General features: G+C 67.5%; 24 protein-coding genes. 10 read left to right on the forward strand and 14 right to left on the reverse strand.

The window, feature by feature from the left end:
• Nucleotides 1–2 precede the first annotated feature (2 nt).
• Nucleotides 3–2,354: a hypothetical protein gene (locus GGQ98_RS00275; RefSeq protein ID WP_184063355.1), complete on the reverse strand. Its 2,352-nt coding sequence runs from the start codon at nt 2,352–2,354 to the stop codon at nt 3–5.
• Nucleotides 2,355–2,486: 132 nt separating this feature from the next.
• Between GGQ98_RS00275 and GGQ98_RS00280 the strand changes: the two genes are divergently transcribed.
• Nucleotides 2,487–2,801: an Hpt domain-containing protein gene (locus GGQ98_RS00280; RefSeq protein WP_184063357.1), complete on the forward strand. Its 315-nt coding sequence runs from the start codon at nt 2,487–2,489 to the stop codon at nt 2,799–2,801.
• A 1-nt stretch (nt 2,802) separates the two neighbouring features.
• Here the strand turns inward: GGQ98_RS00280 and GGQ98_RS00285 are convergent, their stop codons facing one another.
• A complete protein-coding gene (locus tag GGQ98_RS00285) occupies nt 2,803–3,618 on the reverse strand; it encodes a CDP-alcohol phosphatidyltransferase family protein (protein WP_184063359.1) in 816 nt (271 codons plus the stop codon).
• Nucleotides 3,619–3,707: 89 nt separating this feature from the next.
• Here GGQ98_RS00285 and GGQ98_RS00290 point away from each other — a divergent pair, with 89 nt between their 5' ends.
• The 6 genes from GGQ98_RS00290 (at nt 3,708) to GGQ98_RS00315 (ending at nt 11,216) form a co-directional block, all read left to right on the forward strand.
• Entirely contained in the window at nt 3,708–5,066 is a 1,359-nt protein-coding gene (locus tag GGQ98_RS00290) for a CDP-alcohol phosphatidyltransferase family protein (RefSeq protein WP_184063362.1), read from the forward strand.
• A 42-nt stretch (nt 5,067–5,108) separates the two neighbouring features.
• A complete protein-coding gene (locus GGQ98_RS00295; RefSeq protein ID WP_184063365.1) occupies nt 5,109–6,215 on the forward strand; it encodes an inositol-3-phosphate synthase in 1,107 nt (368 codons plus the stop codon).
• Nucleotides 6,216–6,224: 9 nt separating this feature from the next.
• Nucleotides 6,225–6,944 carry an NTP transferase domain-containing protein gene (locus GGQ98_RS00300; RefSeq protein WP_184063368.1) on the forward strand — a complete coding sequence of 240 codons (720 nt, stop codon included), beginning with the start codon at nt 6,225–6,227 and terminating at the stop codon, nt 6,942–6,944.
• Nucleotides 6,941–8,404, forward strand: a complete 1,464-nt coding sequence (locus GGQ98_RS00305; protein WP_184063371.1) for a capsule assembly Wzi family protein — start codon at nt 6,941–6,943, stop codon at nt 8,402–8,404. The genes GGQ98_RS00300 and GGQ98_RS00305 overlap by 4 nt, the downstream gene beginning before the upstream one ends.
• Nucleotides 8,405–8,607: 203 nt before the next feature.
• Nucleotides 8,608–9,750 carry a DUF2336 domain-containing protein gene (locus GGQ98_RS00310; RefSeq protein ID WP_184063374.1) on the forward strand — a complete coding sequence of 381 codons (1,143 nt, stop codon included), beginning with the start codon at nt 8,608–8,610 and terminating at the stop codon, nt 9,748–9,750.
• Between the two features lie 5 nt (nt 9,751–9,755).
• The gene (locus tag GGQ98_RS00315) at nt 9,756–11,216 is read left to right on the forward strand and encodes a sensor histidine kinase (RefSeq protein WP_184063378.1); all 1,461 of its coding nucleotides are present in this window, start codon (nt 9,756–9,758) and stop codon (nt 11,214–11,216) included.
• Nucleotides 11,217–11,288: 72 nt separating this feature from the next.
• On the opposite strand, the gene GGQ98_RS00320 is transcribed toward GGQ98_RS00315, so the two are convergent.
• Nucleotides 11,289–12,575, reverse strand: a complete 1,287-nt coding sequence (locus GGQ98_RS00320; RefSeq protein ID WP_184063381.1) for a citrate synthase — start codon at nt 12,573–12,575, stop codon at nt 11,289–11,291.
• 7 nt (nt 12,576–12,582) lie between these two features.
• Entirely contained in the window at nt 12,583–14,034 is a 1,452-nt protein-coding gene (gltX, locus tag GGQ98_RS00325) for a glutamate--tRNA ligase (protein ID WP_184063384.1), read from the reverse strand.
• A gap of 159 nt (nt 14,035–14,193) precedes the next feature.
• Here gltX and GGQ98_RS00330 point away from each other — a divergent pair, with 159 nt between their 5' ends.
• From GGQ98_RS00330 to dmeF, 3 genes are read left to right on the forward strand one after another with little or no spacing between them, the layout of a single operon-like run.
• Complete coding sequence (locus GGQ98_RS00330) at nt 14,194–16,245, forward strand: ComEC/Rec2 family competence protein (RefSeq protein WP_184063387.1); 2,052 nt, start codon at nt 14,194–14,196, stop codon at nt 16,243–16,245.
• A 16-nt stretch (nt 16,246–16,261) separates the two neighbouring features.
• Nucleotides 16,262–16,543 (forward strand): metal/formaldehyde-sensitive transcriptional repressor, encoded by a 282-nt coding sequence (locus GGQ98_RS00335; protein ID WP_184063390.1) that lies wholly within the window; start codon nt 16,262–16,264, stop codon nt 16,541–16,543.
• A gap of 13 nt (nt 16,544–16,556) precedes the next feature.
• A complete protein-coding gene (gene dmeF, locus GGQ98_RS00340; RefSeq protein ID WP_243451595.1) occupies nt 16,557–17,492 on the forward strand; it encodes a CDF family Co(II)/Ni(II) efflux transporter DmeF in 936 nt (311 codons plus the stop codon).
• Between the two features lie 3 nt (nt 17,493–17,495).
• Here the strand turns inward: dmeF and lexA are convergent, their stop codons facing one another.
• The 10 genes from lexA to GGQ98_RS00390 form a co-directional block, all read right to left on the reverse strand.
• Nucleotides 17,496–18,152 carry a transcriptional repressor LexA gene (gene lexA / locus GGQ98_RS00345; protein ID WP_184063396.1) on the reverse strand — a complete coding sequence of 219 codons (657 nt, stop codon included), beginning with the start codon at nt 18,150–18,152 and terminating at the stop codon, nt 17,496–17,498.
• Nucleotides 18,153–18,226: 74 nt separating this feature from the next.
• Entirely contained in the window at nt 18,227–19,435 is a 1,209-nt protein-coding gene (locus GGQ98_RS00350; RefSeq protein WP_243451596.1) for a molybdopterin molybdotransferase MoeA, read from the reverse strand.
• Complete coding sequence (gene moaC, locus GGQ98_RS00355) at nt 19,411–19,887, reverse strand: cyclic pyranopterin monophosphate synthase MoaC (protein WP_184063399.1); 477 nt, start codon at nt 19,885–19,887, stop codon at nt 19,411–19,413. The genes GGQ98_RS00350 and moaC overlap by 25 nt, the downstream gene beginning before the upstream one ends.
• Before the next feature lie 3 nt (nt 19,888–19,890).
• On the reverse strand, nt 19,891–20,685 hold the full coding sequence (trpC, locus tag GGQ98_RS00360; protein WP_184063402.1) for an indole-3-glycerol phosphate synthase TrpC: 795 nt from the start codon (nt 20,683–20,685) through the stop codon (nt 19,891–19,893).
• Nucleotides 20,682–21,671: an anthranilate phosphoribosyltransferase gene (trpD, locus tag GGQ98_RS00365; protein ID WP_184063405.1), complete on the reverse strand. Its 990-nt coding sequence runs from the start codon at nt 21,669–21,671 to the stop codon at nt 20,682–20,684. The genes trpC and trpD overlap by 4 nt, the downstream gene beginning before the upstream one ends.
• Complete coding sequence (locus GGQ98_RS00370) at nt 21,668–22,261, reverse strand: anthranilate synthase component II (RefSeq protein ID WP_184063408.1); 594 nt, start codon at nt 22,259–22,261, stop codon at nt 21,668–21,670. Before GGQ98_RS00370 ends, trpD begins: the two co-directional genes overlap by 4 nt.
• 66 nt (nt 22,262–22,327) lie before the next feature.
• Nucleotides 22,328–22,699: a helix-turn-helix domain-containing protein gene (locus tag GGQ98_RS00375; RefSeq protein WP_184063410.1), complete on the reverse strand. Its 372-nt coding sequence runs from the start codon at nt 22,697–22,699 to the stop codon at nt 22,328–22,330.
• Between the two features lie 4 nt (nt 22,700–22,703).
• Nucleotides 22,704–22,949: a type II toxin-antitoxin system RelE/ParE family toxin gene (locus GGQ98_RS00380; protein ID WP_184063413.1), complete on the reverse strand. Its 246-nt coding sequence runs from the start codon at nt 22,947–22,949 to the stop codon at nt 22,704–22,706.
• A 48-nt stretch (nt 22,950–22,997) separates the two neighbouring features.
• Complete coding sequence (gene trpE, locus GGQ98_RS00385) at nt 22,998–24,506, reverse strand: anthranilate synthase component I (protein ID WP_243451606.1); 1,509 nt, start codon at nt 24,504–24,506, stop codon at nt 22,998–23,000.
• Between the two features lie 10 nt (nt 24,507–24,516).
• Complete coding sequence (locus GGQ98_RS00390; protein ID WP_184063419.1) at nt 24,517–26,445, reverse strand: SurA N-terminal domain-containing protein; 1,929 nt, start codon at nt 26,443–26,445, stop codon at nt 24,517–24,519.
• Between the last annotated feature and the right edge of the window lie 102 nt (nt 26,446–26,547).

The following is a 26,547-nucleotide window of genomic DNA, read 5'->3' on the forward strand; positions in this document are numbered from 1 at the left end:
GCTCAGCGCAGCCGTTCCGTCGCCTGCGCCAGCGCCACGTAGAGCTTGCCGAGGTCGGACGACAGCAGCGTCATTGAAAGCGCATTGCCGTCGCGGTCCGCGTTGAAGCGGCGGAGCATCGCTTCGAAATCGTGGATGTAGCGGCGCACGCCGTCGCGGAACTCGGCGTCTTCGCTGTAGCGGCGCGCGACTTCCTTCGCATCGCGGGTTGCAAGAATCTGCACGGCGCGGCGCGAAAAGACGCCGCGTTCGCCCGCCAGATACTGCTTCCACGCCGTCTCCGTCACTTCCGCCGAAAGCCCCTTGGCGATGTCGATGGCGGCGCTGTTCAGCGCTTCGACGAGCAGTTCGGACTGGCGGCCGATGTCCTTGCGCAGCGCCGCGTCGAGGTGCGAGTCGGCCTCGTTGACGCGCGTTTCGATCGCGGCGGCGGTCTCGGCGACCGACACGAGCTGGCGCGACAGCCGCTCGGCTGCGGCCTGCGCGGCGTCTGCGCTGCGCGCGCCTGCGGCTTCCAGCGCCTTGATCTGCGTTTCCACCGGCTCGATCGCGCTCTGGCGCACGGCCTCGCGCGACGCCTTCGACAGCGCCTCGCGCGCCTCCTCGACGACCGCTTCGAGCGCGGTTTTCACCGTGCCCGCCGTCTGCGCGGCGACCTCGCGCACGCGCCCGAGCGCGTCGATCAGCTGAGTCGTCGCGCTGAGCGCGGTGCTTTCCGCCGATTGCTCGACCCCCGCCAGGATACCCTGCGCGGTTTCGATCTCGCTGCGGACCCTGCCGACCACGGCCTCCAGGCTCTCGCGCTGGTCTTCCAGACCGTCGAGCAGTTCGTCGATGGCGCGGCGGCCTGCCGCGATCGGCGTGTTGATGGCGGCGGCGCGCTCCGAAACCCGCTCGATATCCTGCGACAGGTTCGTCACCGATCCGCGCAGCGCATCGATGGCGCCGAGGCTCTTTTCCGCGCCTGCGGGAACGCCTTCGGCCAAAGAGGCGAGCGCCTGTTCGGTCGCCTGCCGGACAGCGGCGAGCGAATCGCCGATCTCCTTCGCCGCGCCGCGCGTGGCGCCGAGCGGCGCGCTGAGCGAATCGATTTCGCCGCGCACCTGGCCGATCCGGGCGGAGAGGCTGGAAAGCACGCTTTCGCTCGAATTGGCGGCGTTGCCGAGCTTGGCATCGAGCACGCTGAAGCCCCGTTCGACCGTGTCGAGGAAGCCGCGGCTGCCCGCGTCCTGTTCGCTGATGCGCTTGCTGAGGTCGGAAACTTGCTCGGCGATCGCCGTGATCCGGCCCGCGATCGTTTCGATGGCGCGGCCGCCGATGTCTTCAAGGTCGATCGAAGTGCGCGAAATCGCGGCCGCGAGCGCTGCGGTCTGCGCCTCGACGCCGGTGCGCGTCGCTTCGAGCGCCGCGCCGGTCTTGGCGAGCGCCGCGTCGCCGCTGGCTTCGAGCGCGGCGGCATAGCTTCCCAGGCGGCCTTCGGCATCTGCGGCGGAAACGGAAATGGCGGAGATCACGCCCGTGAGGCTTTCGGTCGCGGCGCGGGCCTGCGCCCCGGCTTCCTCGCTGCGCGCCCACACGGCGGCGAGCAGGTCTTCGGTTTCCTGAAGCTGCGTGCGCGCGTCCGTCGCGCTCGTTGCGAGCAGTCCGGCGATGCGGTTCACCTGCGCTTCGGCGTCGGGAAGCGCGGTTGCGAGCGAATCGAAACTCGCGCGCGCCTTGTCGCCGCTTGCCGCGAGCGCGGCGGTGCTGGCGTCGATCGCGGCGCGGTCTTCGGCGAGCGATCCGGCAAGCGTGCGCGTGCGGTGCACGGCGGCGTCCGTGGCGCTGACGAAGCCCTCGACCTCGTCGGCGAACACCTTGCGCAGCCCTTCGACGCGCATGGTCACGGCGGCGAGCACGGAATCGATGCTTTCAAGCTGCGTGCGCGTTTCGCGCGCGGTGCGGGCGAAACGGTCTTCGGCGGCCTCGATGCGCGCCAGCATCTCGCGCTGCTGCCCCGGCCAGACGCGCGCGGCGACGAGCGCGATCAGCCAGATCGCGGAGAGCGGCGCGGCAACGCCGCCCGCAACGCCCGCCCATTCGGTCAGCGTCATCGCGCCCACGCCCGCCGAACCGGCGATCAGCCAGACGACGGCGGCGGCAAGCGCCATCCAGGCCAGCGAGGCGAGCGAGGCGAACAGCAGCACGCGGCTTGAAAAGGTCGGCACGGCTGTATCCTCGGCCTCGTCATCCGTCTGGCGCAGGCGTTTCATGGGGGCCGCCGTATCGGGCGCGTCGGCCAGGTTCGGCGCCTGCTGCCATGCGTAGTCCGGCGGAAGCTTTTCCGGAAACGACCGCCGACCGACTGGACTCATGGTGAACGACCCCCGCGAAACCTGTGTGTGAAACCCCTGACGTCGATGTCTATCACCGCAGGTCGGCACAGGACAGCCCGACAATCCGCATTTGTCTACAGTTTGTTAATCTTGATCGCTGAACATGGGTGCATGAACCCCGAATCCGCCCCCGTTTTCCTGCCGCATCGCCTGCTCGAGATCACGGGCGGCGACACGGAGCTTTTCGACGATCTGATGTCGGAGTTCCGCGCGCACCTTCCCGCCTATGTGGGCGCCCTGCGCGCCGCGAAGGACCGGGCGGGCTGGAAGGCCGCGGCGCACCGTCTCAAGGGCGCGGCGCAGGCGATCGGTGCGGAGGCGATCGGCTCCATCGCGCTGCTCGCCGAGCTTTCCGCGCCGGGCGACAGCGCGCTGCTTTCGCGTCTCGATGCCGAGGTTGCGCGGTTTTCCGGCACGTTCCGCTAAATCAGAGCGCGGCTTCACGCGCGCGCCGGGCACGCTCTATAAATATGGCCGCAAGGCTCAGCCCGAAGATTTCCCACAGCCAGTACCACAGCGGGCTCCCCGCAAGGCAGGCGATGAGGATGGCGAGCGTTCGCCCGCTCGCGCCCAGGATCGCGGCGGCGGAAAGCACGGGCCGCAGCGCCTCCACGTAACGCGCGCGCAGCGCCGGATCGGCGGCGAGCGCCGCATCGCGCGCATGCAGGCCGGGCATCATCTTCGCCTGAAGCCTGTCGTATCCCCGCTCCAGAGCCCCGCCCACGGTCTTGCGCGGTGCAAGGCCGGGTTGGCCCGCGCTGCGCCTGATGAACACTTCGCGCTGAAGCTCATACCATGCGGCCTGAACGATGTGCGCCGCGCCTGCGGCGATCGCGAGCGGCAGACTGACCTCGATCCCCACATAGTCCGCGGCGCTGAACGCCAGGCTCAGGTAAACCATGATGTACACGCTGTAATCGCAGAAGCCGTCGAGAAAACGGCCGAAATCGCTCGTCCGCCCGGTGGCGCGTGCCGTCATGCCGTCGAGCCCGTCGCACACGTGCCATGCCAGCATCGCCGCGAATCCGGCGAGCGCCATCGCGGGCGCCTCGTAGTGGAAATACGCCCATGCGGCGACGATGCCGAAGCCGATTCCCGAGACCGAAATGGCGTTCGGCGGGATGCGGAGCTTCACGGCAAGCGGCAGCAGAGCGCGCGAAACCGGGTGAACCACCGCGATGTTCAGGGGCTCTTCGATGTTTCGCGGGCGCCCGCCGCCCGATGTTTCGAGGACTGAATCCATCCTGCGCGATGTGCGCTTCTCAGGGGAGAGTTGGCAAGTCCGCTTGCTTGCCCTTATGGTCCGCCATCCATTCAGACCCGGAGACGTCGATGGCGCTTGTGGCGCTGCTCTATGCCCATCATTTCAGCGCCGGGGCGGACGAACCGCTGGCCGCGCTCGGCATCACGGGAATCGCTTCGGTGGATCGTCAGATTCGCCAGTGCCGCCGCGCGGGGGCCGAGCGTGTCGTCGTCATGGTCGAGCGCGTGACCCCGCGACTCGCCGCTGCGCTCGATCGCGCGCGCCGGGCATCGCCGGGTGTCGAGGTCGTTCACGGCGGCGACGGTGTCCGCGCCGCGATCCGCGAGGAAGACAGCGTGCTCTCGCTCGACGAGGGGCTCGTCGCCGACGAGCGCGCGATCGCCGCTGTCGCGGGCGCCGTGGGCGATGTCGTGCTCGGCGTCTGGATGGAGGCCGACACGCGCCCGATCACGGCGGAGCGGATCGCGTCCGATCGCTTCTTCGCCGGTCTGGCGCGATTCCCGGGCCGCGTCGTGCGCAGCGTTGCGGGCCGTCTCGGCGATTGGGACATGCAGGCGACGCTCGTGCGCTCGGCGCTGGGGGAGGGGCCGCACACGGCTGTCGAGGTTGCGCGCATCCCGCCGTATTGCCCGTCGCGGCGGCGCGAGGTGCCGCTGCAATGGCACCGCGCCGTCGATGCCGCCTCCGCCGATGCGGCGACGACCGAGGCGCTCGCTGCGGCGCAGAAGGGCATCCTCGATTGGCCGGCGCGTTTCATCCACCCGCCGGTCGAAAACATCCTCACGCGCCTGCTGCTGCCGACGCCGCTCACGCCCAACATGATCTCGGTGGGCGTGTTCCTGCTCGGCCTCGCCGCGATGGCGGCGTTCGCGCTCGGCCATCTGTGGGTCGGGCTCGCGCTCGCGCTCGTCATCGGGCCGCTCGACGGCGTCGACGGCAAGCTCGCCCGCACGCGAGTCGAGTTCTCGAAGTGGGGCGATCTCGAACATGTGGCGGACAAGGTCGTCGAATACGGCTGGTTCGCCGCGCTCGCGTATTATTTTTATTCGATCGGCCACGGCGGCGCGTGGCCGCTTGCGGCGATCACGGTGGGCTTCGCGCTTGCCGAAGCCGTGCAGGGCGAGTTCTTCCGGCGCTTCACGGGCAAGCAGATCGATGATGCGGGCGCGTTCGAACGCCGGTTCCGCCTCGTCGCGGGGCGCCGGAACACGTTCTTCTGGACCCTTTTGCCGTTTGCGGCGTTCGGGGCCTGGTATGCGGGTTTTGCGATGATCGCGGCGTACAGCGCGCTCACCTACTTTGTCATGCAGGCGCGGTTCTTCGTTCGGTTACAGGAATATGGCAGCGCGCACAGCGACCGGATTGCCGCAAACTTTGCAAAGACAGCCTACACATTCTTGCCGGATTCTGCTGGCAACGCTAAGTGATCGTCTTCAACCGCGCAGTAGACGCGTCTCAGGATCTTTCCGATGCATGAAGTAAGAGTGGCTGTCGTTGGTATCGGCAATTGTGCGAGTTCGCTTGTTCAGGGTGTCGCCCATTATCAAAATGGCGGCGCGAACGAGCAGATCGGCCTGCTGCACTGGGATCTGGGCGGTTATCGCCCCAAGGATATTCGTTTCGTAGCCGGTTGGGATGTCGATCGCCGCAAGGTCGGCCGCGATATTTCCGAAGCGATCTTCGCGAAGCCGAACTGCACGCAGGTATTCTGCGATCATGTTCCCGAAACCGGCACGACCGTGCGCATGGGCCGCGTTCTCGACGGCGTCGGCGAGCACATGGCCGATTATCCCGAAGACCGCACCTTCCTCGTGGCGGACGCGGCGGAGGCGGACAAGGACGCGGTCGTCCGCGTGCTGCGCGAAACCCGCGCGGACGTGCTGATGAACTACCTGCCCGTCGGCAGCCAGAAGGCGAGCGAATTCTACGCCGAATGCGCGCTCGAAGCGGGCGTCGCGTTCGTCAACAACATCCCCGTTTTCATCGCGAGCGACCCCGTCTGGGCGAAGCGCTTCAAGGATGCGGGCCTGCCGATCATCGGCGACGACATCAAGGCGCAGCTCGGCGCCACCATCGTGCACCGCGTGCTCACCGATCTTTTCAAGAAGCGCGGCGTGAAGCTCGATCGGACCTATCAGCTCAACACCGGCGGCAACACCGATTTCCTGAACATGCTCAATCGCACGCGCCTTGCGTCCAAGAAGGAATCGAAGACCGAGGCCGTGCAGTCGGTCGCCGCGCGCCGCATCGACGATGAAAACATCCACGTCGGCCCGTCGGACTATGTCGCCTGGCAGAACGACAACAAGGTCTGCTTCCTGCGCATGGAAGGCCAGCTTTTCGGCGGCGTGCCGATGAACCTGGAACTCCGCCTGTCGGTGGAGGACAGCCCCAATTCGGCAGGCGTCGCGATCGACATGATCCGCTGCGCCAAGCTCGCGCTCGATCGCGGCATCGCCGGGCCGATCGACGCCGCTTCCAGCTATTTCTGCAAGCACCCGCCGCGCCAGACGAGCGACGATCTTGCCTTCGCCGCGCTGGAGGCTTTCATCGCCGGCGGCGGCAAGCTGAACTAGGGCAGGGCCGTGCAGGCCATCGTGCTTGCCGCCGGTTTCGGCAGCCGGCTGCGCAGTCATGCGCCGTCGAAGCCGCTGGCGCCGGTCGCCGGTCGCCCGCTGCTGCTGCACACACTGCTGCGCCTTGCGGAGGCGGGCGCTGATGACGTCACCGTGGTGCTGGGCCACCGCGCGGAAGACGTCGCGGCGGCGCTCAGCCAGTGGAGCCTGCCGCTCACCGTCCGCACCGTCACCGTCGCGGACCCTGCGCTTCCCAACGGCGTATCGGCGCTTGCGGCCGCGCCCTTCATCGCGTCGCGCGCCTTGCTGGTGATGGCGGACCATCTCGTCGATCCCGCGCTTTACCGCGCGGTGATGCAGGCCCCCGCCGACGACGGCGCGCTGCTGCTCGGCATCGATCGCCGCATCGGCCACGCCTGGATCGACGAGGACGACGTCACCCGCGTGCGGACCGAGGGCACCGCGATCACCGCCATCGGCAAGGGGCTCGACCCCTACAACGGCTACGATACCGGCGTTTTTTCCATAGGCGCGCCACTGTTTGCCGCGCTTGCCGCGCTCGCCGGGCTCGAAGCGCCCAGCCTGTCGCAAGGCGTGGCGACGCTCGCCGCGTCGGGGCTTGCGCGCGGGGTCGAAACCGGGGATTGCGCGTGGCTCGACGTGGACGACGCGCGCGCGCTGGATATCGCGGAGCGCTGGCTCGGCGCGGAAGAGAAGGGTGCCCGATGAAGTCTCTTGGTATTGCCGCTGCCGCCGTCCTGCTTTCGGCGATGCCCGCCGCTGCCGGTCCCTGGCTTGAAGCGGGCGACCGTCAGGTCCGCAGCGATGTCGAGCTGCTGAAAGCGGCGGGGCTGATTCGAGGCCCGGTCAATGCGTGGCCGCTGCCGTGGGCGCAGGTCGCCGAGGGGCTGGAGCGCGCCGAGGGCCAGGCGCTGCCGCCGCATCTCGGCGCTGCCGTGCGGCGTCTCAATATCCTCTCCGCGCGCGATGGGCAGAAAAGCCGCTACGAAATCCGCGCCCGCGCGACCAATCGGCCGTCCGTGGTCCGCGATTTCGGCGATACCGCGCGCGAGGACGGCGACGTCACCGTCCGCGCCGAACACGAACTCGGCGGCCTTTACGTCTCCTACGGCGTCGGCTGGCGCGAGGGGCAGCAGGGCCGCGACTTCCATTTCGAGCCCGCGACCCTCGCGCTTCCCGTCGGCAACTGGGCGCTTTACGGCGGTTATGTCGATACGTGGTGGGGGCCGGGGCACGACAGCGCGCTGCTGTTTTCCACGAACGCGCGGCCCATCCCGCGCGTCGGCATCAAGCGGCTGGTGCCCGAGCCCATCGATTTCCCCGTGCTGCGCTGGTTCGGCCCGTGGCGGCTCGATATCTTCGCAGGCATCGCGACCGAAACGCGCCTCGACTACAACAACCCGGCGATTGCCGGCATGCGCCTGTCCTTCGAGCCCGTACCGGGGCTCGAAATCGGCCTGAACCGCGGCCTTCAGCTCTGCGGCAGCAACCGTCCGTGCGGTCTGCGCACCATTTTCGATGCGGTCATCGGCATCGGCGACGCCGATAACACCGGCACGCTCGATGAACCGGGCAACCAGATCGCCGGTTTCGACATCAGCTATACGCGCATGATCGGCAACGTCGCCGTGCAGGGCTATACCGAGTGGGAAGCCGAGGACGAGGACAACCTGCTGATCGAGCAGTTCTCGCGCCTGGCGGGCTTCACGCTTTCCGGGCCGCTCGGCGACAACGGCGCGAGCTGGACGCTGCTTGGCGAATGGTCCGATACGCTGGCGGTGAAGCTCGGCGGCGGCCGCACCTATCCCGGCAGCATGTATCACAATTTCATCTATTTCGACGGCTTCACCTACCGCGACCGCGCGCTCGGCCACAGCCTCGACGGCGACAGCGAGCTCTGGACAGCGGGCCTCTCCGTCACCGACGAGAAGAACCGGCGCTTTTACGGCACCTATCGCCGCGTCGATATCAACAAGACGAACAACCTCAGGAACAACAACCTTTCGCTCACCCGCGAAACCTACAACGCCTTCGAAGTCGGTACCGAACTCCCGACCGCGTTCGGCGATATCAGCCTGGAAGCCCGCTACGATACCGATGCGCCGGGCACGCCGGGCACAAGCGACGCGAAAACCGCAATCGAAATCGGCTGGCGCACACGATTCTAGCAACCTCTACGCGTCATGCTGAACTTGTTTCAGCATCCATGCAGCAGTGCGGCCGAACCCGCCGTATGGACCCTGAAACAAGTTCAGGGTGACGACTTGAGACCATCAGACTTCGCGCGGGCAAGGTTAATCCAATTTTAGGCGCATCCTTCTAGGTTCCGGTTTCGAGAAAAGACACGGGTTCGCACCGAAGAGGGGTTTCCTTGCCGCTGGATCGGCCAATCGACGTTCAGGCGCTTTTGGGTCTCGCCGCCGGCCGTTCCGGCGCGGCGCGGGCGCAGCTTGCGAATGCCGTTGCCGATCTTTTCCTGCCCGCCGCCCAGCGGCTCACCGATCAGCAGCGCGCGATGATGACCGACGTGCTCGGGCGCCTGCTCGGCACGGTCGAAATGGAGGTGCGCAGGCATCTCGTCGAAGCGCTTGCCCGTTCGCCTGCCACGCAGCCCGATCTCGAAGCCCGTCTTGCAAGCGACAGCATAGAGGTCGCGCGGCCGATCCTGGAACGCAGCAGCGTGGTGCGCAATCACGCGCTGATGGAAATCGTCATCCAGTGCGCCGAAGAGCATCGCATGGCGATCGCGCTGCGCGAAACCGTGTCGCCGCCGCTCACCGAGGCGCTGGCCGAACGCGGCCTGAAGGGCAGCGAAGACGATGTTCTCGAAAGCCTGATACGCACCGAAGACGCCGTGCTCTCGCGCCGCGCGATGGAGCTTCTGGTCGCGGAGAGCAAGCGCAACGGCCAGTTCCAGCAGCCGCTGCTCACGCAGAACGATTTGCCGGTCGATCTGGCGCGCGAAATCTACTGGTGGGTTGCGGCGGCGCTGCGCCGCCATATCCTGAAGAGCTTCGTCATCGATCAGGCCGTGCTCGATCCGATGATCGAACGCGCGGCGAAACGCGCGATGGTGGAGCATGACGATACGCAGTCGGTGCAGTCCCGCGCGCTGCAGCTTGCGCGCCGTCTGGGCGATCTGGGCGAGCTGACCGACGGGTTCCTGCTCCGCACGCTGCGCCAGGGCCGCCTCAGCCTGTTCACAGCCGCATTCGCCGCCCGCGCGAAGATTGCGTTCAACACGGTCTGGCGGATCGTGACCGATCCGGCGAGCGAGAGCTTTATCGTGCTGGCCAAGGCCGTCGATGTCAGCCGCGATGCGACCGCGTCGCTCGTGCTGGTTCTGGGCGATCTCAACAATGCCGCCCGCGCGCGTCCGCCCTCTGCGCTTGCCGAAATCCTGATGCTTCATGATGATCTCGATGTCGCCGCCGCGCGCCGCGTGCTCCACTACTGGCAGCTCGATACCGGGCTTCGGCAGGCGATCGACGACCTGAACGGGGACACCGCGTAGCGGCCATGTTCGAGCCGCGCGACATCAGGCCCGGCGAGGGCAGCGTGTTCGATGCGCTCGCGGCATCGGATCCCGCGCTTGCCGGTGCAATCGTGTTCGAATGTTCGTCCGCAGGCGTGCTTCTGGACGCCAACGCCGCCTACACGGAACTGGAGCGCGCGGCCGCTCTTGCCCCCGGCGAACTCGCCGCCCGGCTGCTCGCGGCGCTGGCGCCGACGGGGGAATCGGTTTCCGCGAGCTTAACCCTTGAGCTTTTGGGCAATTCACGTCATTTTCACGCTCGTTTCGTGCCCGTGTCGACACTGGCCCGCAACGAGTTGAAATTCGTGGGAATCATGCGGGAATCGTCCACCACTATCGATCAGCGCGAACGCGATCCCCTTGCCGCCTGGCAGGGGGACGAACTCGTTCGCGTCAATTCCGATTGGTATTGGGAGACGGATAGCCGCGGCGCGCTGGTCTCGATCTCGCGCGCGCTGGAAATTCTGGTCGGGCAACCGGCGGGCGCGCTGCTCGGGCGCTCGCTTACCGCAATCGGCACGCTGCTGCGCGGCGAAAACGGCGAAGTCCCCTACGATTTCGCCCGCGAGCGCGGCTCCAGCTTCCGCGATCAGCTCATGTCGGTCACGACGCAGGGCGGCGCGACGCGGCTGTATCGCCTCGCCGGGGTCGCGGTGCCCACGAAGGACGGCGGCTGCGGTTATCGCGGCGTCGCGGCGGTGGTGCCCGACAGCGCGCGACTGATCGAGCGCATGCGCTCCGAACTCGGCCGCACCGCCAAGGCCAATTTCCTCTCCTCGATGAGCCACGAGCTGCGCACGCCTTTGAACGCCATCATCGGCTTCGCCGAAGCGATGAACCACGAGGTGCACGGCCCGCTGAGAGCGCAATATGTCGAATATGCGGGCGATATCGCCAATGCCGGTCGGCATCTGCTCAGCCTCATTCAGGATCTGCTGGATATTTCCAGCCTCGATTCGGGCGAGGTCGATCTCGAAACCGAGGATTTCGACCTCTCCCTGCTGGTCGAGCAGGCCCGCGCGATGGTCGCGATGAAGGCGTCGGCGCGCAAGATCGATATCAAGGCGGTCGCGCTCTATGCGCCGCTGCGCGCGCGCGGCGATCGCCGCCGCACGCTCCAGATCCTCGTGAACCTTCTCACCAACGCGGTGAAGTTCACGCCCGAAGGCGGCTTCGTCGGCGCCGAGCCCGCCACGTCGCTGCCCGGCAACGTCGCCGTCACGATATGGGATTCGGGCCCCGGCATCGATCCGGAAGATCACGCCCGCGTGTTCGAAAAGTTCGAGCAGCTTCCCAAACCGCCCCATGTGGCGAGCGGCGAGGGCACCGGCCTCGGCCTCCACATCTCACGCCGCCTTGCCGATCTCATGCAGGGCAGCCTCACGCTCGAAAGCCGCAAAGGCATGGGCGCCCGCTTCACCCTCACACTGCCCGCAGCGGACTGATCGGGCACCACCAGCGCAAATGAAAACGGGCGCCCGAAGACGCCCGTTTGCTTCCACCGTAGTGCCGCCGCATCAGCGGTTCGTGATCTCCACGTAATCCCGCGCTGTCGCGCCGGTGTAGAGCTGGCGCGGGCGGCCGATCTTCTGTGCCGGGTCTTCGATCATCTCGTTCCACTGCGCGACCCAGCCGACGGTGCGGGCGAGCGCGAAGAGCACGGTGAACATCGAGGTCGGGAAGCCGATCGCCGAGAGGATGACGCCCGAGTAGAAATCGACGTTCGGGTACAGCTTCTTCTCGACGAAATAGTCGTCGTTCAGCGCGATCTGCTCCAGCTCGCGCGCGACGTCGAAGATCGGATCGTCGACGCCCAGCTTGTCGAGCACCTCGTTCGCGGTCTTCTGCATCACCTTCGCGCGCGGGTCGTAGTTCTTGTACACGCGGTGGCCGAAGCCCATCAGGCGGAACGGATCGTCCTTGTCCTTGGCGCGCTTGATATACTCGGGAATCTTGTCGGGCGTGCCGATCTCGCGCAGCATTTCGAGCGCGGCTTCGTTCGCGCCGCCGTGCGCCGGGCCCCACAGGCAGGCGATGCCCGCCGCGATACACGCGAACGGGTTCGCGCCCGACGACCCTGCCAGGCGAACCGTGGAGGTCGAGGCGTTCTGTTCGTGATCGGCGTGCAGGATGAAGATCTTGTCCATCGCCGCCTCGATCACCGGATCGACCTCATAGGCTTCCGCCGGCACGCCGAAGGTCATGCGCAGGAAGTTGCCCGTGTAGGAGAGGCTGTTGTCCGGGTAGAGGAAGGGCTGGCCGACCGAATATTTATACGCCATCGCCGCGATCGTCGGCATCTTGGCGATCAGGCGGTGGCTCGCGATGCGGCGCTGCACGGGATCGTTGATGTCGGTCGAGTCGTGATAAAACGCCGAAAGCGCGCCGACGACACCGCACATGATCGCCATCGGGTGCGCGTCGCGCCGGAAGCCGCGATAGAACATCGCGAGCTGTTCGTGGATCATCGTGTGGCGCGTGATGGTGCGCACGAATTCGTCGTAATCGTCCGGGTTCGGCAGCTCGCCGCGCATCAGCAGGTAGGCGACCTCCATGAAGCTCGATTTCTCGGCGAGCTGGTCGATCGGGTAGCCGCGGTGCAGCAGCACGCCCTGGTCGCCGTCGATGTAGGTGATCTTCGATTCGCACGATGCCGTCGACGTGAAGCCGGGGTCGTAGGTGAACGCGCCGGTGTTGCCGTAGAGCTTGCGGATATCCATCACGTCGGGGCCCACCGAGCCCGAAAGCACCGGATAGTCGCTGGCCTTGCCGCCCAGGTCCAGCTTCGCAGTTGTGTTGCTCATGGCTCGCTCACCCTTTCGTTATGTTGGCGGTCTGGGCCGTCTTCCCAACCTGGTCGTCTATCCTGCCGAGGCTTTCGTCGCGCCCCATCACTTCCAGAACCTCGAAGATACCCGGCGACGTTGTGGTTCCCGTTAACGCCGCGCGCAGAGGCTGCGCGAATTTGCCGAGCCCGATCTGCTCTTGCTCGGCGTAGACCCGCACGGCGGCTTCGATGGCTGCGGCAGTCCATTCGCCCACACCGGCGATAATCTCCCGCAGCGACGCGAGGCGCTCCCTGCCGGCGCTGTCTAGCAACCCTTGCGCCTTTTCGTCGAGTATTATTGGGCGCTGCCGAAACAGAAATGCGCTGGAGGCGGCCAACTCGTTCAAATCTTTCGCTCTTGGCTTCAGATGCGGCATTGTGCGGAGCAGCAAGTCTCCTTCGGCGGGCGTCAGCTCGCGGGCCAGTTCCGCCGCGATCCGGGGCGTGATGAGCCCCGTCAGCCGGGCATCGTCCGCCTCGCGCAGGTAATGCCCGTTGACGCTTTCGAGCTTCTTGAAGTCGAGTCGCGCCGGGTTGCGGCCGATGCCGTCCAGCGTGAACACGGCGGCGGCCTCGTCGCGCGTGAAAAACTCCTGGTCGCCGTGCCCCCAGCCGAGCCGCAGCAGATAATTCTCCAGCGCTTCGGGCAGGAAGCCCATGTCGCGGTAGGCATCCACCCCGAGCGCGCCGTGCCGCTTGGAAAGTTTCGCCCCGTCCGCGCCGTGGATCAGCGGCACGTGCGCATAGCCGGGTTCCGCCCAGCCGAGCGCGCGGATCAGCGCAAGCTGGCGGAAGGCGTTGTTCAAATGGTCGTCGCCGCGGATCACGTGCGTGATGCCCATGTCGTAGTCGTCGACCACCACCGCCAGCATGTAGGTCGGCGTCCCGTCGGAGCGCAGCAGCACGAAATCGTCGAGTTCGGCGTTCTTCACCGTCACCGCGCCCTGCACGGCGTCGTTGATCGTCACCTCGCCCTCCTGCGGCGCTTTCAGGCGGATGACATAGGGCGCACCCTCGGGCGCGTCCGAAGCGTCGCGGTCCCGCCAGCGGCCGTCGTAGCGCAGCGGGCGTTTTTCGGCGCGCGCGGTCTCGCGCATCGTCTCCAGCTCTTGCGGAGTCGCGAAGCACTTGTAGGCGCCGCCCGTCTCCAGTAGCCCGCGCGCGACCTCCGCGTGCCGCGCCTCGCGCTCGGACTGATGGACGATCTCGCCGTCCCAGTTCAGGTTCAGCCACGAAAGCCCGTCGATGATCGCATCGATCGCCTCTTTGGTGGAGCGCGCCTTGTCGGTGTCCTCGATGCGCAGCTTGAACGTACCGCCCGTCGCCTTCGCGTAGAGCAGGTTGAACAGCGCGGTGCGCGCGCCGCCGATGTGGAGGAATCCGGTCGGGCTCGGCGCGAAGCGCGTAACGACCGGGGTTTTGGCGCTTGCGCCCATGAAGATCCTGTCCGAAACTGAGGAAAGTCGGGGGGCTCTAACATAACGCTGCCAGCCGTTCAAACCGGGCCGGTCGAGACCGGAGCGTCATCCCGCGCGCGGCTTTCGCGTCAGCACGATGCAGCCGAAATCTGGCTGGCGGAGGAGCGCCACCAGCTCGTGCTCTTCGCGCCCGTTGCGCTCGGGCTCGGCATCGCGGCGTGGTTCGCGCTTCCCACGCCGCGCGATTGGCTGGCGGCGATGCTGCTCGGTGGGGCGCTTGCCGTCGCTGCGCTGCTCGCGAGCGGCTTGCCCCGTATCGTGCTTGCCGGCTTCGGGCTGCTGTTCGCGCTCGGAGTCGGCGCGGCGTGGCTGCGCGCGGAGCAGGTGCGCGCGCCGATCATGGAGCGGACCTGGCGCGTGCTGACGATCGAGGCCACGGTCGATGCCGTGGAGGCGCGACCGGCGGAGGGGCGCACGCGCCTGCTTCTCACCGACATTTCCGATCTGCCTCCCGGTCTCACCGCGCGCGTCGGCATCCGCAGCGAAGCGCCGCCGGGCGTCAGGCCGGGCGCGCGCGTCGCGCTCAGGGCGTCCCTGTCGCCGCCGCCGGGGCCCAACATTCCCGGCGGCTATCATTTCGCGCGCCGCGCCTGGTTCGACGGGATCGGGGCGGTCGGCTACGCACTTTCCGATGTCACGGTCGTCGCGCCCGCGCCCGAGCGCCCCGGTTTCGTGCGGCGGTTCCAGGCGTTTCGCAGCGCGCTCACCAAGCGCCTGCAGGACGGCGTCGGCGGCAGGGAAGGCGGGCTCGCCGCCGCGCTCGTCACCGGCGACCGGGGCGGCATCCCTGAAGACGTCACCGAGGCGATGCGCGACAGCGGGCTTGCGCATCTCATTTCGATCTCGGGGCTCCACATCGCGGTCGTCGTCGGCGGCGTGCTGTGGAGCGTGCGCCGGTTGCTGGCGCTGAGCGAACGTCTCGCGCTGGGCACGGATATCAAGCTGATCGCCGCGCTCGCCGCCGCCGCCGCGGGCATCGGCTACACGCTCGTCGCGGGGGCGGAAGTGCCCACGGTGCGCTCGTGCATCGCCGTGCTCATCGTGCTCGTCGGCCTCGCGCTCGGGCGGGAGGCGATCTCGCTGCGCCTCGTTGCGGCGGGCGCGATGTTCATTCTTCTCGTCCGTCCGGATTACCTGCTCGGCCCGAGCTTCCAGCTGAGCTTCGCGGCGGTCACGGCGATCGTCGCGCTCTACGAATCGCCGCTCGGCCGCCGGTTCAACGCGGGCAAGGATGCCGGGCGGATCACCCGCCTCTGGTGCGGCGTGCTCGCGCTTTTTGCCACGGGCATTGCGTCGGAGTTCGCGCTCACGCCGATCGCGATCTTCCATTTCAACCAGATGGGCCTCTACGGCATCGCAGCGAACATCGCCGCGATTCCGCTCACCAGCTTCGTCATCCTGCCGCTGCTCGGTCTTTCGGTCTTTCTGGGCGGCATCGGTCTGGCCGCGCCCGTCGATTGGCTGCTCGGCTACGGGGTGCATGCGCTGATCCGCATTGCGGAGATCACGGCGGCGATGCCGGGCGCGGTTTCCCGTCTGCCCGCCGCGCCGAACTGGGCCTTTGCGGTCTTCATCTTCGGAGGCATCTGGCTCTGCCTGTGGCACACCCGCCGCCGCTGGCTTGCGCTGCTCCCGCTGGCGATCGGCACGGTCGGCATGGTGACGGCGCAGCCGCCCGATCTCATCATAGACGGCGAGGGGCGGCACCTTGCCGTGGTGCGCGGCGGAACCGTCGCGCTGCTGCGCCCGCGCGCGGGCGATTACGTGCGCTCGATGTGGGCGGACGCTTCCGGGGAAGCCGCCAGCGGCGATCTCGACACGATTCCCGAAGCCCGCTGCACGCCCGACGCGTGCACCGCGCGGATCGTTGCGGGCAGCCGCGCATGGACACTGCTCGCCACCCGCTCTGATCTGCTCATCGATCGCGCCGCGTTCGAACCCGCCTGCGCCGCCGCCGACATCGTCGTCAGCAATCGCCGCCTGCCGTACTGGTGCGCCCCGCGCTGGCTGAAACTCGATCGCACCCGCCTCGCCGAAACCGGCGCGCTGTCGATCTGGCTCGAAGGCCCCCGCATCCGCACGGTCGCGGAAGAAGACGGCGCGCACCCGTGGGCGCGGCACGGCCCGGATCCGAAACGCACGAGCCTGTTGCGGCGGGCGCCGATATAGGATACCCCCCTAGGGTATGGCACATCTTCTGGAAACCGAACGCAAGGATCGCCTAGTCGCCCGTATCCGCCGCATCGCCGGTCAGGTCGCCGCGATGGAGCGCGCGGTCAGCGGGGACGCGCCCTGCAGCGAAACGCTGCATCTCGCGGCCGCCGTGCGCGGCGCCGTCGGCGGGCTGATGGATGAACTCGTCGAAGATCACCTGCGCGCGCATGTCGCCGCGCCGGGGTTGAGCGATGCACAGCGCACGGCGGGGGCGGACGAACTCGCCACGGTGCTCAAACGGCACATGCGCTGAGCAGGAGGCGGTATTGAGAGATTTTTCAGGCGCGGACGGCAGCGCCCATTCCCATGATTTTCTCGGTGCGGGCCACGATGCGAACGCGCGGCGAACACGCTGGGTCGTGCTGATCACCGCACTGATGATGGTCGCCGAAATCATCGCCGGCTACAAAACGGGTTCGATGGCGCTGCTCGCGGACGGGTTTCACATGGCAACGCACGCAGGCGCGCTCGGCATCGCCGCGGTCGCCTATGCGTACGCGCGCCGCAATGTCGGCAATCCACGCTATTCGTTCGGCACGGGCAAGGTCGGCGATCTTGCGGGTTTCGCCTCGGCGCTGGTGCTCGGCGTGATTGCGCTCGGCATTGCCGTCGAATCCGCGTTCCGGCTTGCCAGCCCGGTCTCTGTCGCGTTCGGGGACGCGACATTGGTCGCCGTCATCGGCCTTGCCGTCAACCTCGTCTGTGCCGCGCTGCTGTCGGGCGGCCATCATCACGGACACGACCATCACGCGCACGGGCACGGCCACGGGCACGGAAACGACCATCACGGGCACGGGCAAGGCGACAATAATCTGCGCGCCGCCTATCTGCACGTTCTTGCCGATGCGCTGACGTCGGTGCTCGCGATCGTTGCACTGCTTGCGGGCCGATACGCAGGCTGGGTCTGGCTCGATCCGGCCATGGGCATCGTCGGCGCCATCGTCATCGCGCGCTGGTCCTGGTCATTGATGCGCGATACGTCCGCCGTGCTGCTCGATACCGCCGATCCGCAACTCGTCGTGGAAATTCGCGATTGCGTGGAAAGCCTCGGCGACGCCCGTATCCGCGATCTTCACGTCTGGCAGATCGGCCCCGGCGTGCATGCGGCCATCGTTTCCGTAAGCGGTATCTCGCCGGAAACCGCCCGCGAGCGTCTGCGCCCCGTCCACGAACTCGCGCACCTCACCGTCGAGGCGCACTAAGCCTCAATTGTACCGGCGCAGCAGCCCCACCAGCTTGCCCTGCACGCGCACCCGGTTCGGGGCATAGCGCTGCGCGGTGTAGGCGCTGTTTGCCGGGTCGAGGCGGATTTCCCCCTTGTCGCGGCGCAGATATTTGAGCGTGGCCTCGTCCTCGTCGACAAGCGCCACGACGATCTCGCCGTCGCGCGCCGTGTCGCATTTCTGGACGAGCGCATAGTCGCCGTCGAGAATGCCCGCTTCGATCATCGAATCGCCGGAAACCTCCAGCGCGAAATGGTCGCCCGAGCCGCCGAGCAATGCGGCGGGAACCGAAAGGCTGCGATCGCTCTCCATCGCCTCGATCGGCATGCCCGCCGCGATCTTGCCGTGCAGCGGGAGCAGGACGATATCGTCGTTCGCGGCCTGAACGACGGGCATCTGCCGCGGGGCCTTCGCCGCCGTTCCGGTTTCGGGGAAGCGCAGCACTTCGAGCGCGCGCGCGCGGTTCGGCAGCCGGCGAATGAACTGCCGCTCCTCAAGCGCATTCACAAGCCGGTGCACGCCCGATTTGGACTTCAGATCGAGCGCGTCCTTCATTTCCTCGAACGAGGGCGAGACGCCGCCTGCCTGCAGCCGGTCGTTGATGAACATCAGCAGTTCGTGTTGCTTGCGCGTCAGCATGTCCGGTTCCGCCCTTCCGTGTTTCTCGACTCGTCCACAACATGTTCCGTTTTTCGTGAACGAATGGAGAACATTTAGGGGGCGAGCAGAATCCTGTCAAGCACCAGCACAGCCACTTCGGACCCGACTTCTGCCGCCGGCGCGTCCACGGGCCGGATGATGAGCGCGTTCGCGTCCGCGAGCACGCCGAGCATCGAGGAATCCTGCGCCGTAAACGCGCGCACGCCCTCTGCCGAAAGCCGCGCGCGCAGATGGTCGCGGCGGTTGCCATTGGCGGGCAGGGGGTCGAGCAGCCGCGCCGTCACCGCCGGCTGAGCGTCCGCGCGTCCCGCCATGCGCGCGATCATCGGCAGCGCGAAGAGCGCCGCGCATACGAACGCGGAGACCGGATTGCCCGGCAGCCCGAGCACGCGCGCGCCGCCCATCGATCCGGCGATCAGCGGCTTGCCCGGCTTGATCGCGACCTTCCAGAAGTCGATTGCCGCGCCCGCGTCCGTCAGTGCCTTCTGCACCAGATCGTGGTCGCCCACCGACGCGCCGCCGACGGTGACGACAAGGTCCGCATCCTTCGCGGCGGCGAGGCCCTTGCCGATGGCGTCGAGATCGTCGGGGAAGATGCCGAGATCGCGCACCTCCGCGCCCGCCGCGCGCAGCAGCGCCCCCAGCATCACCCCGTTCGAGCTGACGATCTGCCCCGCCCGGGGTGCCTCGCCCGGCGGCACCAGCTCGTCGCCCGTGGCGATGATCGCCACGCGCGGCCGCCGCACCGCGACGTTGCCGTGCCCGGCTGCGGCGGCAAGGCCCAGATGCTGCGGCGAAAGCCGCGTGCCCGCCGCGATCAGGCGCTGCCCCGCGCGGAAATCCTTGCCCGCCGCGCGGATATGCGCGCCTTCGTGCGGCGGTCCCTCGCCGGTCAGCGCCAGCGTATCGCCTTCGCGGCGCACGTCTTCCTGCACGATCACCGTATCGGCGCCTTCGGGGACGGGCGCCCCCGTGAAGATCCGGGCCGCTTCGCCCGTGCCGACACGGCCCGCAAAGCCGCGCCCTGCGGCGCTTTCGCCGACGACGCGCCAGGGCCCCGGCATATCCGCCCAGCGGACCGCGTAGCCGTCCATTGCGGAGGCCGCGAACGGCGGCTGCGTCAGCGTTGCGGTCAGGTCTTCGGCGAGTGTCAGACCCGCAGCTTCGGCGAGCGGAACCTCCGTGGGCAAAGCCTGCCCGCAGGCCGATAGCAGCCGTGCCAGCGCGTCTTCGTAGCTCAGCATCCGCCCGGCGCGGTCCATTGCCCGGATTTGCCGCCGGTTTTCTTCAGCAGCCGCACGCCGGAAATCACCATCGCCTTGTCCATGGCCTTCACCATGTCGTAGATCGTCAGCAGCGCGACGGAAGCCGCTGTCATCGCTTCCATTTCCACGCCCGTGCCCCACGTCGTCGAGGCCGTCGCCTCCACGCGCACGCCGCCGTCTTCCAGCGTGAAGTCCACGCCGACGCTGGAGAGCGGCAGGGGGTGGCAGAGCGGGATGAGGTCGGCGGTGCGTTTCGCCGCCATGATGCCCGCGATCCGCGCGACGGCGAGCACATCGCCCTTCGCCGCGTTCGCGTCCCGCACCGCGCCAAGCGCCTCGGCGGACATGGCGATGCGCCCTTCCGCGATCGCGGTGCGCGCGGTCGCGGCCTTGCCCGAAATATCCACCATGCGGGCTTTTCCGGCTTCGTCGAGATGGGTGAGACCCATGAATCAGCCCTCCAGCAGCCGTTTCGTCGCGGCGGTGACGTCATCCTGCGCCATCAGCGACTCGCCGACAAGGAAGCTGTTGATCCCGCAGCCCGCCAGCCGGTCGAGGTCCGCGCGCGTCCGCAGCCCGCTTTCGCCGACCAGCGTATAGTCTTTCGGAACGCCGCCCGACAGATGAACCGATGTCTCAATATCCACATGCAATGTCTTGAGATTGCGATTGTTCACGCCCAGAAGTCGCGATTTCAGATGTCCCAAAGCAGCATCGCGCTCGACGACATCATGGACTTCAACCAGCACATCCATCCCCCAGCCCAGCGCCGCATCCTCCAGCTCCCGCGCCAGCCCCATCTCGATCGCCGCCACGATGATGAGGATCGCATCCGCCCCGATCGCCCGCGCCTCCGCCACCTGATACGGATCGACCATGAAGTCCTTGCGCAGCACCGGCAGCGGCACTGCGCCGCGCGCTGCGATCAGCTTGTCGTCGCTCCCCTGAAACCAGTGCTCTTCGGTCAGCACCGAAAGGCACGAAGCCCCGCCCGCCTCATAGGCGCGCGCCAGCGCGGGCGGGTCGAAGTCCGCGCGGATCAGCCCCTTGCTCGGCGAGGCCTTCTTGATCTCCGCGATCAGCCCGAACCGGCCCTCGGCCCTTGCGCGTTCCAGCGCCGCCCGAAACCCGCGCGGCGCATCCGCCGCCCGCGCCAGAGCCTCGATCTCGCCGATCGGCCGCGCAGCCTTGCGCGCCGCAACGACACCCCGCTTGTGCTCGCAGATCTCCGCCAGAACGTCGCTCATCGAAAGGCCTTCCAGCGTTCGAGCAGCGCGCGCGCGCGCCCGTCGTCCAGCGCCGACGCCGCGAGCGCCGCGCCCGTCGCCCAGTCGTGCGCCTTGCCCGCCACGATCATCGCACCCGCAGCGTTCAGGCACACGATGTCGCGGTAGCCGCCCTGTTCGCCGCCGAGCAGCCTCAGCATCGCCGCCGCATTCTCCTCCGGCGTCCCGCCCCGGATCGCGTCCGGCGCATGTCGGGAAAGGCCGGCGGTTTCGGGCGTCACCTCGCCGGTTTCGATGCGCCCCCCGGAGAGGCGCGTGTAGGTCGTGCCGCCCGTAACGGTCAGTTCGTCGAGCCCGTCGCTGCCGTGGACGACCATGGCCGCGTCGGCGCCCAGCTTCTGCAGCGCCTCCGCGATGGGAAGCACCCACTGCCGCCCCGGCACGCCGACGAGCTGCCGCGTCACGCCCGCCGGGTTCGCGAGCGGCCCGATCATGTTGAAAATCGTGCGCCGTCCGATCGCGCGCCGCACCCCCGCGACGCGCGCCATCACCGGGTGATGTTTCGCGGCGAACAGGAAGCCGATGCCGATCTCGGCGAGCGAGCGCTCCACCGTGTCGGATGCAAGGTCGAGATCGAGCCCGAGCGCGGAAAGCACATCCGCCGCGCCCGATTTGGAAGACGCCGCGCGGTTGCCGTGCTTGGCGACGGTCACGCCGCACGCCGCGATGACAATGGCGACTGCGGTTGAAATGTTGAGCGTATGCGCGCCGTCGCCGCCGGTGCCGCACACGTCGATGGCGCCGCCGGGCGCCGCCACGGGCCGCATGCGGCTTCTCAGCACGCTCGCCGCCGCGACGATTTCGTCAACCGTCTCGCCGCGCTCGGCAAGGCCGGTCAGGAAGCGCGCGATTTCGGCATCCTCGATGTCGGCATTCAATATGGCGTCGAATGCCCCGCGCGCCTCTTCCTCGCCAAGCGGCGCATCGGTGCCCGGAAGGTGCTTCACGCGGCAAGGTCGCGCGGGCGCGGGTTCAGTCCTGCGATCCGCATGAAATTGGCGAGCATGTCGTGGCCGTGCTCGGTCGCGATGCTCTCGGGATGGAACTGCACGCTGTGGATCGGCAGGCTCGCATGACGGAAGCCCATCACGGCCTCGTCGCTCGACCACGCGCTCACGGTCAGGCTCGCCGGAATGTCCTCGACGATCAGCGAATGATAGCGCGTGGCGGTGAAAGGCGAGGGGATGCCCGCGAACAGCCCGGTGCCGTCGTGGCTGACAGGCGACGTCTTGCCGTGCATCAGGTGCCCGCGCACCACCTTGCCGCCGAAATGCTGCCCGATCGCCTGATGGCCGAGGCACACGCCGAGCAGCGGCTTTCCCGCGTCCGCGCAGGCCGCCACCATGTCGAGGCTGATCCCCGCTTCATTGGGCGTGCACGGCCCCGGCGAAATCAGAAACGCGCTCGCCCCGCTCGAAAGCGCCTGCCCGGCCGAGATCGCATCGTTGCGAACAACCTCCACCTCCGCGCCCAGCTCCATCAGGTAGTGGACGAGGTTCCAGGTGAAGCTGTCATAGTTGTCGATAACGAGGATCATGGCGCGACCGCCCTAATCAAGGGACGCGGGGAGGGCAAGCGATAGCCTCGCGACCCGTAGAGGAAGCTATTCAGGCAGGATATCGTCGACCAGAACGGCAAGAGCACCTGCAAGGGCGCGCCACTGCGCCGGATTGCCTTTTTTCAGCCCGCGTTCCAGCTCGGACAGATATCCGCGGCTCAGCCCCGTTTTCAAGCCGAGCGCCTCCAGCGTCAGTCCGCGATATTCGCGCCAGACATGCAGTGCGGCTTCCCCGCCGAGAATGCGGTCCACCATGTCGGCGGGAAGATATTCCTCGCCTTCCAGACGCCGGGCCTGAGCGGCAGCGGCCGACGCGGCATCGTCATTGTCTTCGGCCAGGTCGATCAGGCGCTCGTAATCCGCCACGGGCATCACGGCGACCTTTTCAGATCCGATCTGCAGGAACTGCACCGTCATCGTCTCAATCCTTGTAGACCGACCCGCGCGGGCCGATGTCGTCTATCCAGAGCGTAGCCTCCTCAATGCGGAAGATGATACGCCAATCCTGTACACGCAGCCGCTGCTCGGGGCGGCCTTTCAGCGGTGTCACGTTCGCCGCCAGTGACTCCGGATCGCGGGCGAGCTGATTGATCTTTTCGCGGATCAGTGAGCGTTTCCCGCAGCGCAACAACGCGCGCATCGCCGTCTTTGAAAACCGGACATCCACATCATCATGTTCGCACTTTGCGAACAAAAAATCAAGACCGATTTCGCTTTACTGCCCGTATCTCGGCTCTCCGGCACGCGCGATGGCGTCGCGCGCTGCGGCGATGAGGGCGCCGGACTTCGCTTCGCATTCGCGCTGTTCGTAGGCGGGAATCGAGTCCGCCACAATGCCCGCTCCGGCCTGAATGTGCATGGTGCCGTCCTTCACCACGGCGGTCCGCAGCACGATGCAGCTGTCCATCGATCCGTCGGGCGAGAAGTAGCCGACGCCGCCCGCATAGGCGCCGCGCTTTTCGCCCTCCAGTTCAGCGATGATCTGCATCGCGCGTACCTTGGGCGCGCCCGAGACCGTGCCGGCCGGGAAGCCCGCCATCAGCGCGTCGATGGCGTCCTTGTCCTTCGAAAGGTCACCGCGCACGTTGGAGACGATGTGCATCACGTGGCTGTAGAACTCCACCGTGTTGCGCTCCGTCACTGAAACGCTGCCTTCGGCGGCGACACGGCCGACGTCGTTGCGGCCGAGATCGAGCAGCATCAGGTGCTCGGCGAGTTCCTTGGGGTCGGCGAGCAGGCTTTCGCGGTTGGCGGCGTCCTCCACGGCGTTCGCACCGCGCGGCCGTGTGCCCGCGATCGGCCGCACCGTGACCTCGCCCTCGCGCACGCGCACAAGGATTTCGGGGCTGGAGCCGATCAGCGCGAAGCCCGGCAGGTCGAGCATGTAGAGGAAGGGCGAAGGATTGATGCGCCGCAGCGAGCGATAGAGGCTGAAGGGCGGCAGCGCGAAGGGCATCGAGAAGCGCTGGGCGAGCACGACCTGAAAGACGTCTCCCGCGACGATATACTCCTGCGCGCGCCGCACCATCTCGGCATAGCGCGCGGGGTCGGTGTGGTGCGTCATGTCGGCGGCGGCGGGCAGGGCGGGCGCGTGTTCGGCCTGCGGCAAGGCGCCTGCCAGCCGCGCCTCGGCGGTTTCGATGCGTTCGATCGCCGCCGCGCGGGCATCGCCTGCGCCAAGCGCGCCAGGAAACACCGGCGCGGCAATGAAAAGCTCGTCCCTCAGCCGGTCGAACGCGAGCAGCAGCGAGGGGCGCACGAACAGCATGTCGGGCAGGCCGAGCGGATCGCTCTCCGGCGTCGGCACCGGTTCGACGAGCCCGATCGTCTCATAGCCCATGTAGCCGACGAGGCACGCGAAGGCGGGCGGCAGGTCGGGCGGCAGGTCCATGCGGCATGCGGCGACGAGATTGCGGAGCGCATCGAGCGGTGCGGCATCGACAGGCGCGAAGAGGTCGGGATCGGTTGCGAAGCGGTCGTTGATTTCGGCCTGCCGTCCCCGCACGCGGAACACCAGATCGGGCGCGAAGCCGAGCAGCGAATAGCGCCCGCGCACGGTGCCGCCCTCGACCGATTCGAGCACGAACGCGCCCGATCCCGCCTTGCCGAGCTTCAGCATCGCGGAAACCGGCGTTTCGGTGTCCGAGATGCGCCGGGTCCAGACGAGTTGCGGCTTTCCGGCTTCGTAGTTCCGCTTGAACTCTGCGGCGTCCGGCTGGATCATCGCGGCCCGGTCACTCGGGCTGGTCGGCATTGCCCAGATAACGCTGCTTCAGCCGATCGAGCGCCTTCGGGTTCCGCTTCACGCCCACGTCGGCCATGATCGCGGCCACGAAATTCTGCGCATATTCGTTGGTTGCGGCTGTCTGCATCTGCGAGCGCATCTGGTCGAGGAAGGCGGGGGCCTCCGCCAGGTTGCCGGGCTTCACGTCGGCGACGTGAACGACGAACCAGGCGGCGTTGCGCGGCTGCGCGAGCGCCCGCGCATCGCCCTTGGCGAGTGCGAAGCCAAGGCCGATCGGCGGCGGCACCGGCTCCTGGCGCGCGGCGATCTCGATGCGCCGCGCCGTGAAGCTTTGCACGGGGGGCAGCTTGTTCTCGGCAAGCAGCGCAGCGAGCGACTTGCCCTCCCTGATGCCTGCGACGATCTTGTCGGCAACCACCTTCGCGGCGTCCATCTGGCGCTCGAAGGTGAGCGCGGCGGTCACTTGCGGCTTGATCTCGGCAAGCGGCACCGGGGTCGGCGGCACCACCTCTTCCACATCCATCAGCGCATGCAGCGTATCGGAAATATCCTCGACCGTCGGATCGTCGCTTTCTTCCGTCGCGAACGCGCGCTCGATGAGCGGGCGGACGCGCTGGTCGAGCTGAAGGCCGCTTTCTCCGAGCATCAGGCCTTCGCTCGTCACCGGCGGCACGCGCACGACGGCAAGGCCCAGATCCTTGGCAACTTCGGCGACGCTGGAGCCGTCGGCGAGCGCGTCGTCGGCTTTCTCGATGACGTCGGCGACGGCGTTCTGCGCGAGTTCGGCTTCCACGGCGGGCCGGATGCTGTCGGCTACCTCCGCGAGTGTCTGCGCGGGCTTGGCGACCACCGCATCGACCCGCACGACGTGCCAGCCGAATTCGCTCTGCACCGGGCTGGTGACTGTTCCCGATGCGGCCTTGAACACGGCGTCGGCCACGGTCGACGCAGTCTGGTCCGCAAGCGCGCTCTTCGAAATCGTGCCCAGGTCCATGTCGGTTTCACTGAAGCCGGCCACGTCCTTGGCGACGGCAGCGAAGTCCTCGCCGGCGGCCACGCGCCTGGCGATCGTGTCGGCCTGCGCCTTGTCCTGCACCACCACCTGCCGCAGCGTGCGCGTTTCGCTTGCTGCGAACTGGACGGCGTTGCGCTTGTAATAGTCCGCGAGCGCGGCGTCGGTCACCATCACCGTCTTGGCGATCTCGGCGCTGTCGATCAGCGCGTAGATGATGCGGCGGCGCTGGGGCACGGTGTAGTTCGCGATGTTCTTCTTGTAGAAGGCGTCGATATCGGCGTCGCTCAGGGTCGGGGCGGGGAACGACTGCGCCGGAATCGCGCCGATGCTCAGCGTCCGCTGTTCAAGCTGGAGCGCGGTGAAGGGCTCGGCGAGCTTGCGCGGCGTCATCGGAATCGAATCGACAAGCCCGAGCAGCTGGCGGCGAACGACGTCGCCGCCGATTTCGCGGCGCACCATGTCTTCGGTGAGGCCCTGCGAGGAAATCGCCTGGCGGAACGTGTCTTCCGAGAAGCGCCCGTCGGGTCCGCGGAACGCTGCGATCGAGGCGATCTCCGCGTCGATCTGCCGCTTGCTTGGTCCAAGACCCAGCTTTTCACCCATCGATGTCAGCGCCTGCGAGCCGATCAGGCGTTCGAGCACGCCATCGAGCATACCCCCGCGCGTGGCCTGCGCCGCCGTGATTCCGGGCTGTTCCTGGCGGATCGTGGCGAGCTGCCGATCGAACTGGCTGGAAACCTGAGTGTCGGAAATATCATCCTTTGCGACCGTGGCGACCGTGGTGGCCGCAGGGCCGCCGCCGAACGGGTCGCCGATACCGGTCACGACGAAGGCGACGAGCACGAGCCCGAGAAGGGCAAGGACGATCCAGGAGGAGAGGGCCTTGCGGATTAAACTGATCATCGGGAGCCTTTGGTCTTTCGCGCGCGTTCAGCATTGAAAATCGCGCCCGGTTTATAGGTAGCTGCGACAGTCGCGGCAAGCGCGGCCTTGGCTTGTGCGTGC

Source organism: Sphingosinicella soli (genome assembly GCF_014199685.1).
In the GTDB taxonomy this organism is placed as follows: Bacteria; Pseudomonadota; Alphaproteobacteria; order Sphingomonadales; family Sphingomonadaceae; genus Sphingosinicella; species Sphingosinicella soli.

What these genes read in the sequence shown, in the direction of transcription:
- GGQ98_RS00275 (WP_184063355.1), bottom strand. Translation starts at nt 2,354, where the DNA reads ATGAGTCCAGTCGGTCGGCGGTCGTTTCCGGAAAAGCTTCCGCCGGAC.
- GGQ98_RS00280 (WP_184063357.1), top strand. Translation starts at nt 2,487, where the DNA reads ATGAACCCCGAATCCGCCCCCGTTTTCCTGCCGCATCGCCTGCTCGAG.
- GGQ98_RS00285 (WP_184063359.1), bottom strand. Translation starts at nt 3,618, where the DNA reads ATGGATTCAGTCCTCGAAACATCGGGCGGCGGGCGCCCGCGAAACATC.
- GGQ98_RS00290 (WP_184063362.1), top strand. Translation starts at nt 3,708, where the DNA reads ATGGCGCTTGTGGCGCTGCTCTATGCCCATCATTTCAGCGCCGGGGCG.
- GGQ98_RS00295 (WP_184063365.1), top strand. Translation starts at nt 5,109, where the DNA reads ATGCATGAAGTAAGAGTGGCTGTCGTTGGTATCGGCAATTGTGCGAGT.
- GGQ98_RS00305 (WP_184063371.1), top strand. Translation starts at nt 6,941, where the DNA reads ATGAAGTCTCTTGGTATTGCCGCTGCCGCCGTCCTGCTTTCGGCGATG.
- GGQ98_RS00315 (WP_184063378.1), top strand. Translation starts at nt 9,756, where the DNA reads ATGTTCGAGCCGCGCGACATCAGGCCCGGCGAGGGCAGCGTGTTCGAT.
- GGQ98_RS00320 (WP_184063381.1), bottom strand. Translation starts at nt 12,575, where the DNA reads ATGAGCAACACAACTGCGAAGCTGGACCTGGGCGGCAAGGCCAGCGAC.
- gltX (WP_184063384.1), bottom strand. Translation starts at nt 14,034, where the DNA reads ATGGGCGCAAGCGCCAAAACCCCGGTCGTTACGCGCTTCGCGCCGAGC.
- GGQ98_RS00335 (WP_184063390.1), top strand. Translation starts at nt 16,262, where the DNA reads ATGGCACATCTTCTGGAAACCGAACGCAAGGATCGCCTAGTCGCCCGT.
- lexA (WP_184063396.1), bottom strand. Translation starts at nt 18,152, where the DNA reads ATGCTGACGCGCAAGCAACACGAACTGCTGATGTTCATCAACGACCGG.
- GGQ98_RS00350 (WP_243451596.1), bottom strand. Translation starts at nt 19,435, where the DNA reads ATGGACCGCGCCGGGCGGATGCTGAGCTACGAAGACGCGCTGGCACGG.
- moaC (WP_184063399.1), bottom strand. Translation starts at nt 19,887, where the DNA reads ATGGGTCTCACCCATCTCGACGAAGCCGGAAAAGCCCGCATGGTGGAT.
- trpC (WP_184063402.1), bottom strand. Translation starts at nt 20,685, where the DNA reads ATGAGCGACGTTCTGGCGGAGATCTGCGAGCACAAGCGGGGTGTCGTT.
- GGQ98_RS00370 (WP_184063408.1), bottom strand. Translation starts at nt 22,261, where the DNA reads ATGATCCTCGTTATCGACAACTATGACAGCTTCACCTGGAACCTCGTC.
- GGQ98_RS00375 (WP_184063410.1), bottom strand. Translation starts at nt 22,699, where the DNA reads ATGACGGTGCAGTTCCTGCAGATCGGATCTGAAAAGGTCGCCGTGATG.
- trpE (WP_243451606.1), bottom strand. Translation starts at nt 24,506, where the DNA reads ATGATCCAGCCGGACGCCGCAGAGTTCAAGCGGAACTACGAAGCCGGA.
- GGQ98_RS00390 (WP_184063419.1), bottom strand. Translation starts at nt 26,445, where the DNA reads ATGATCAGTTTAATCCGCAAGGCCCTCTCCTCCTGGATCGTCCTTGCC.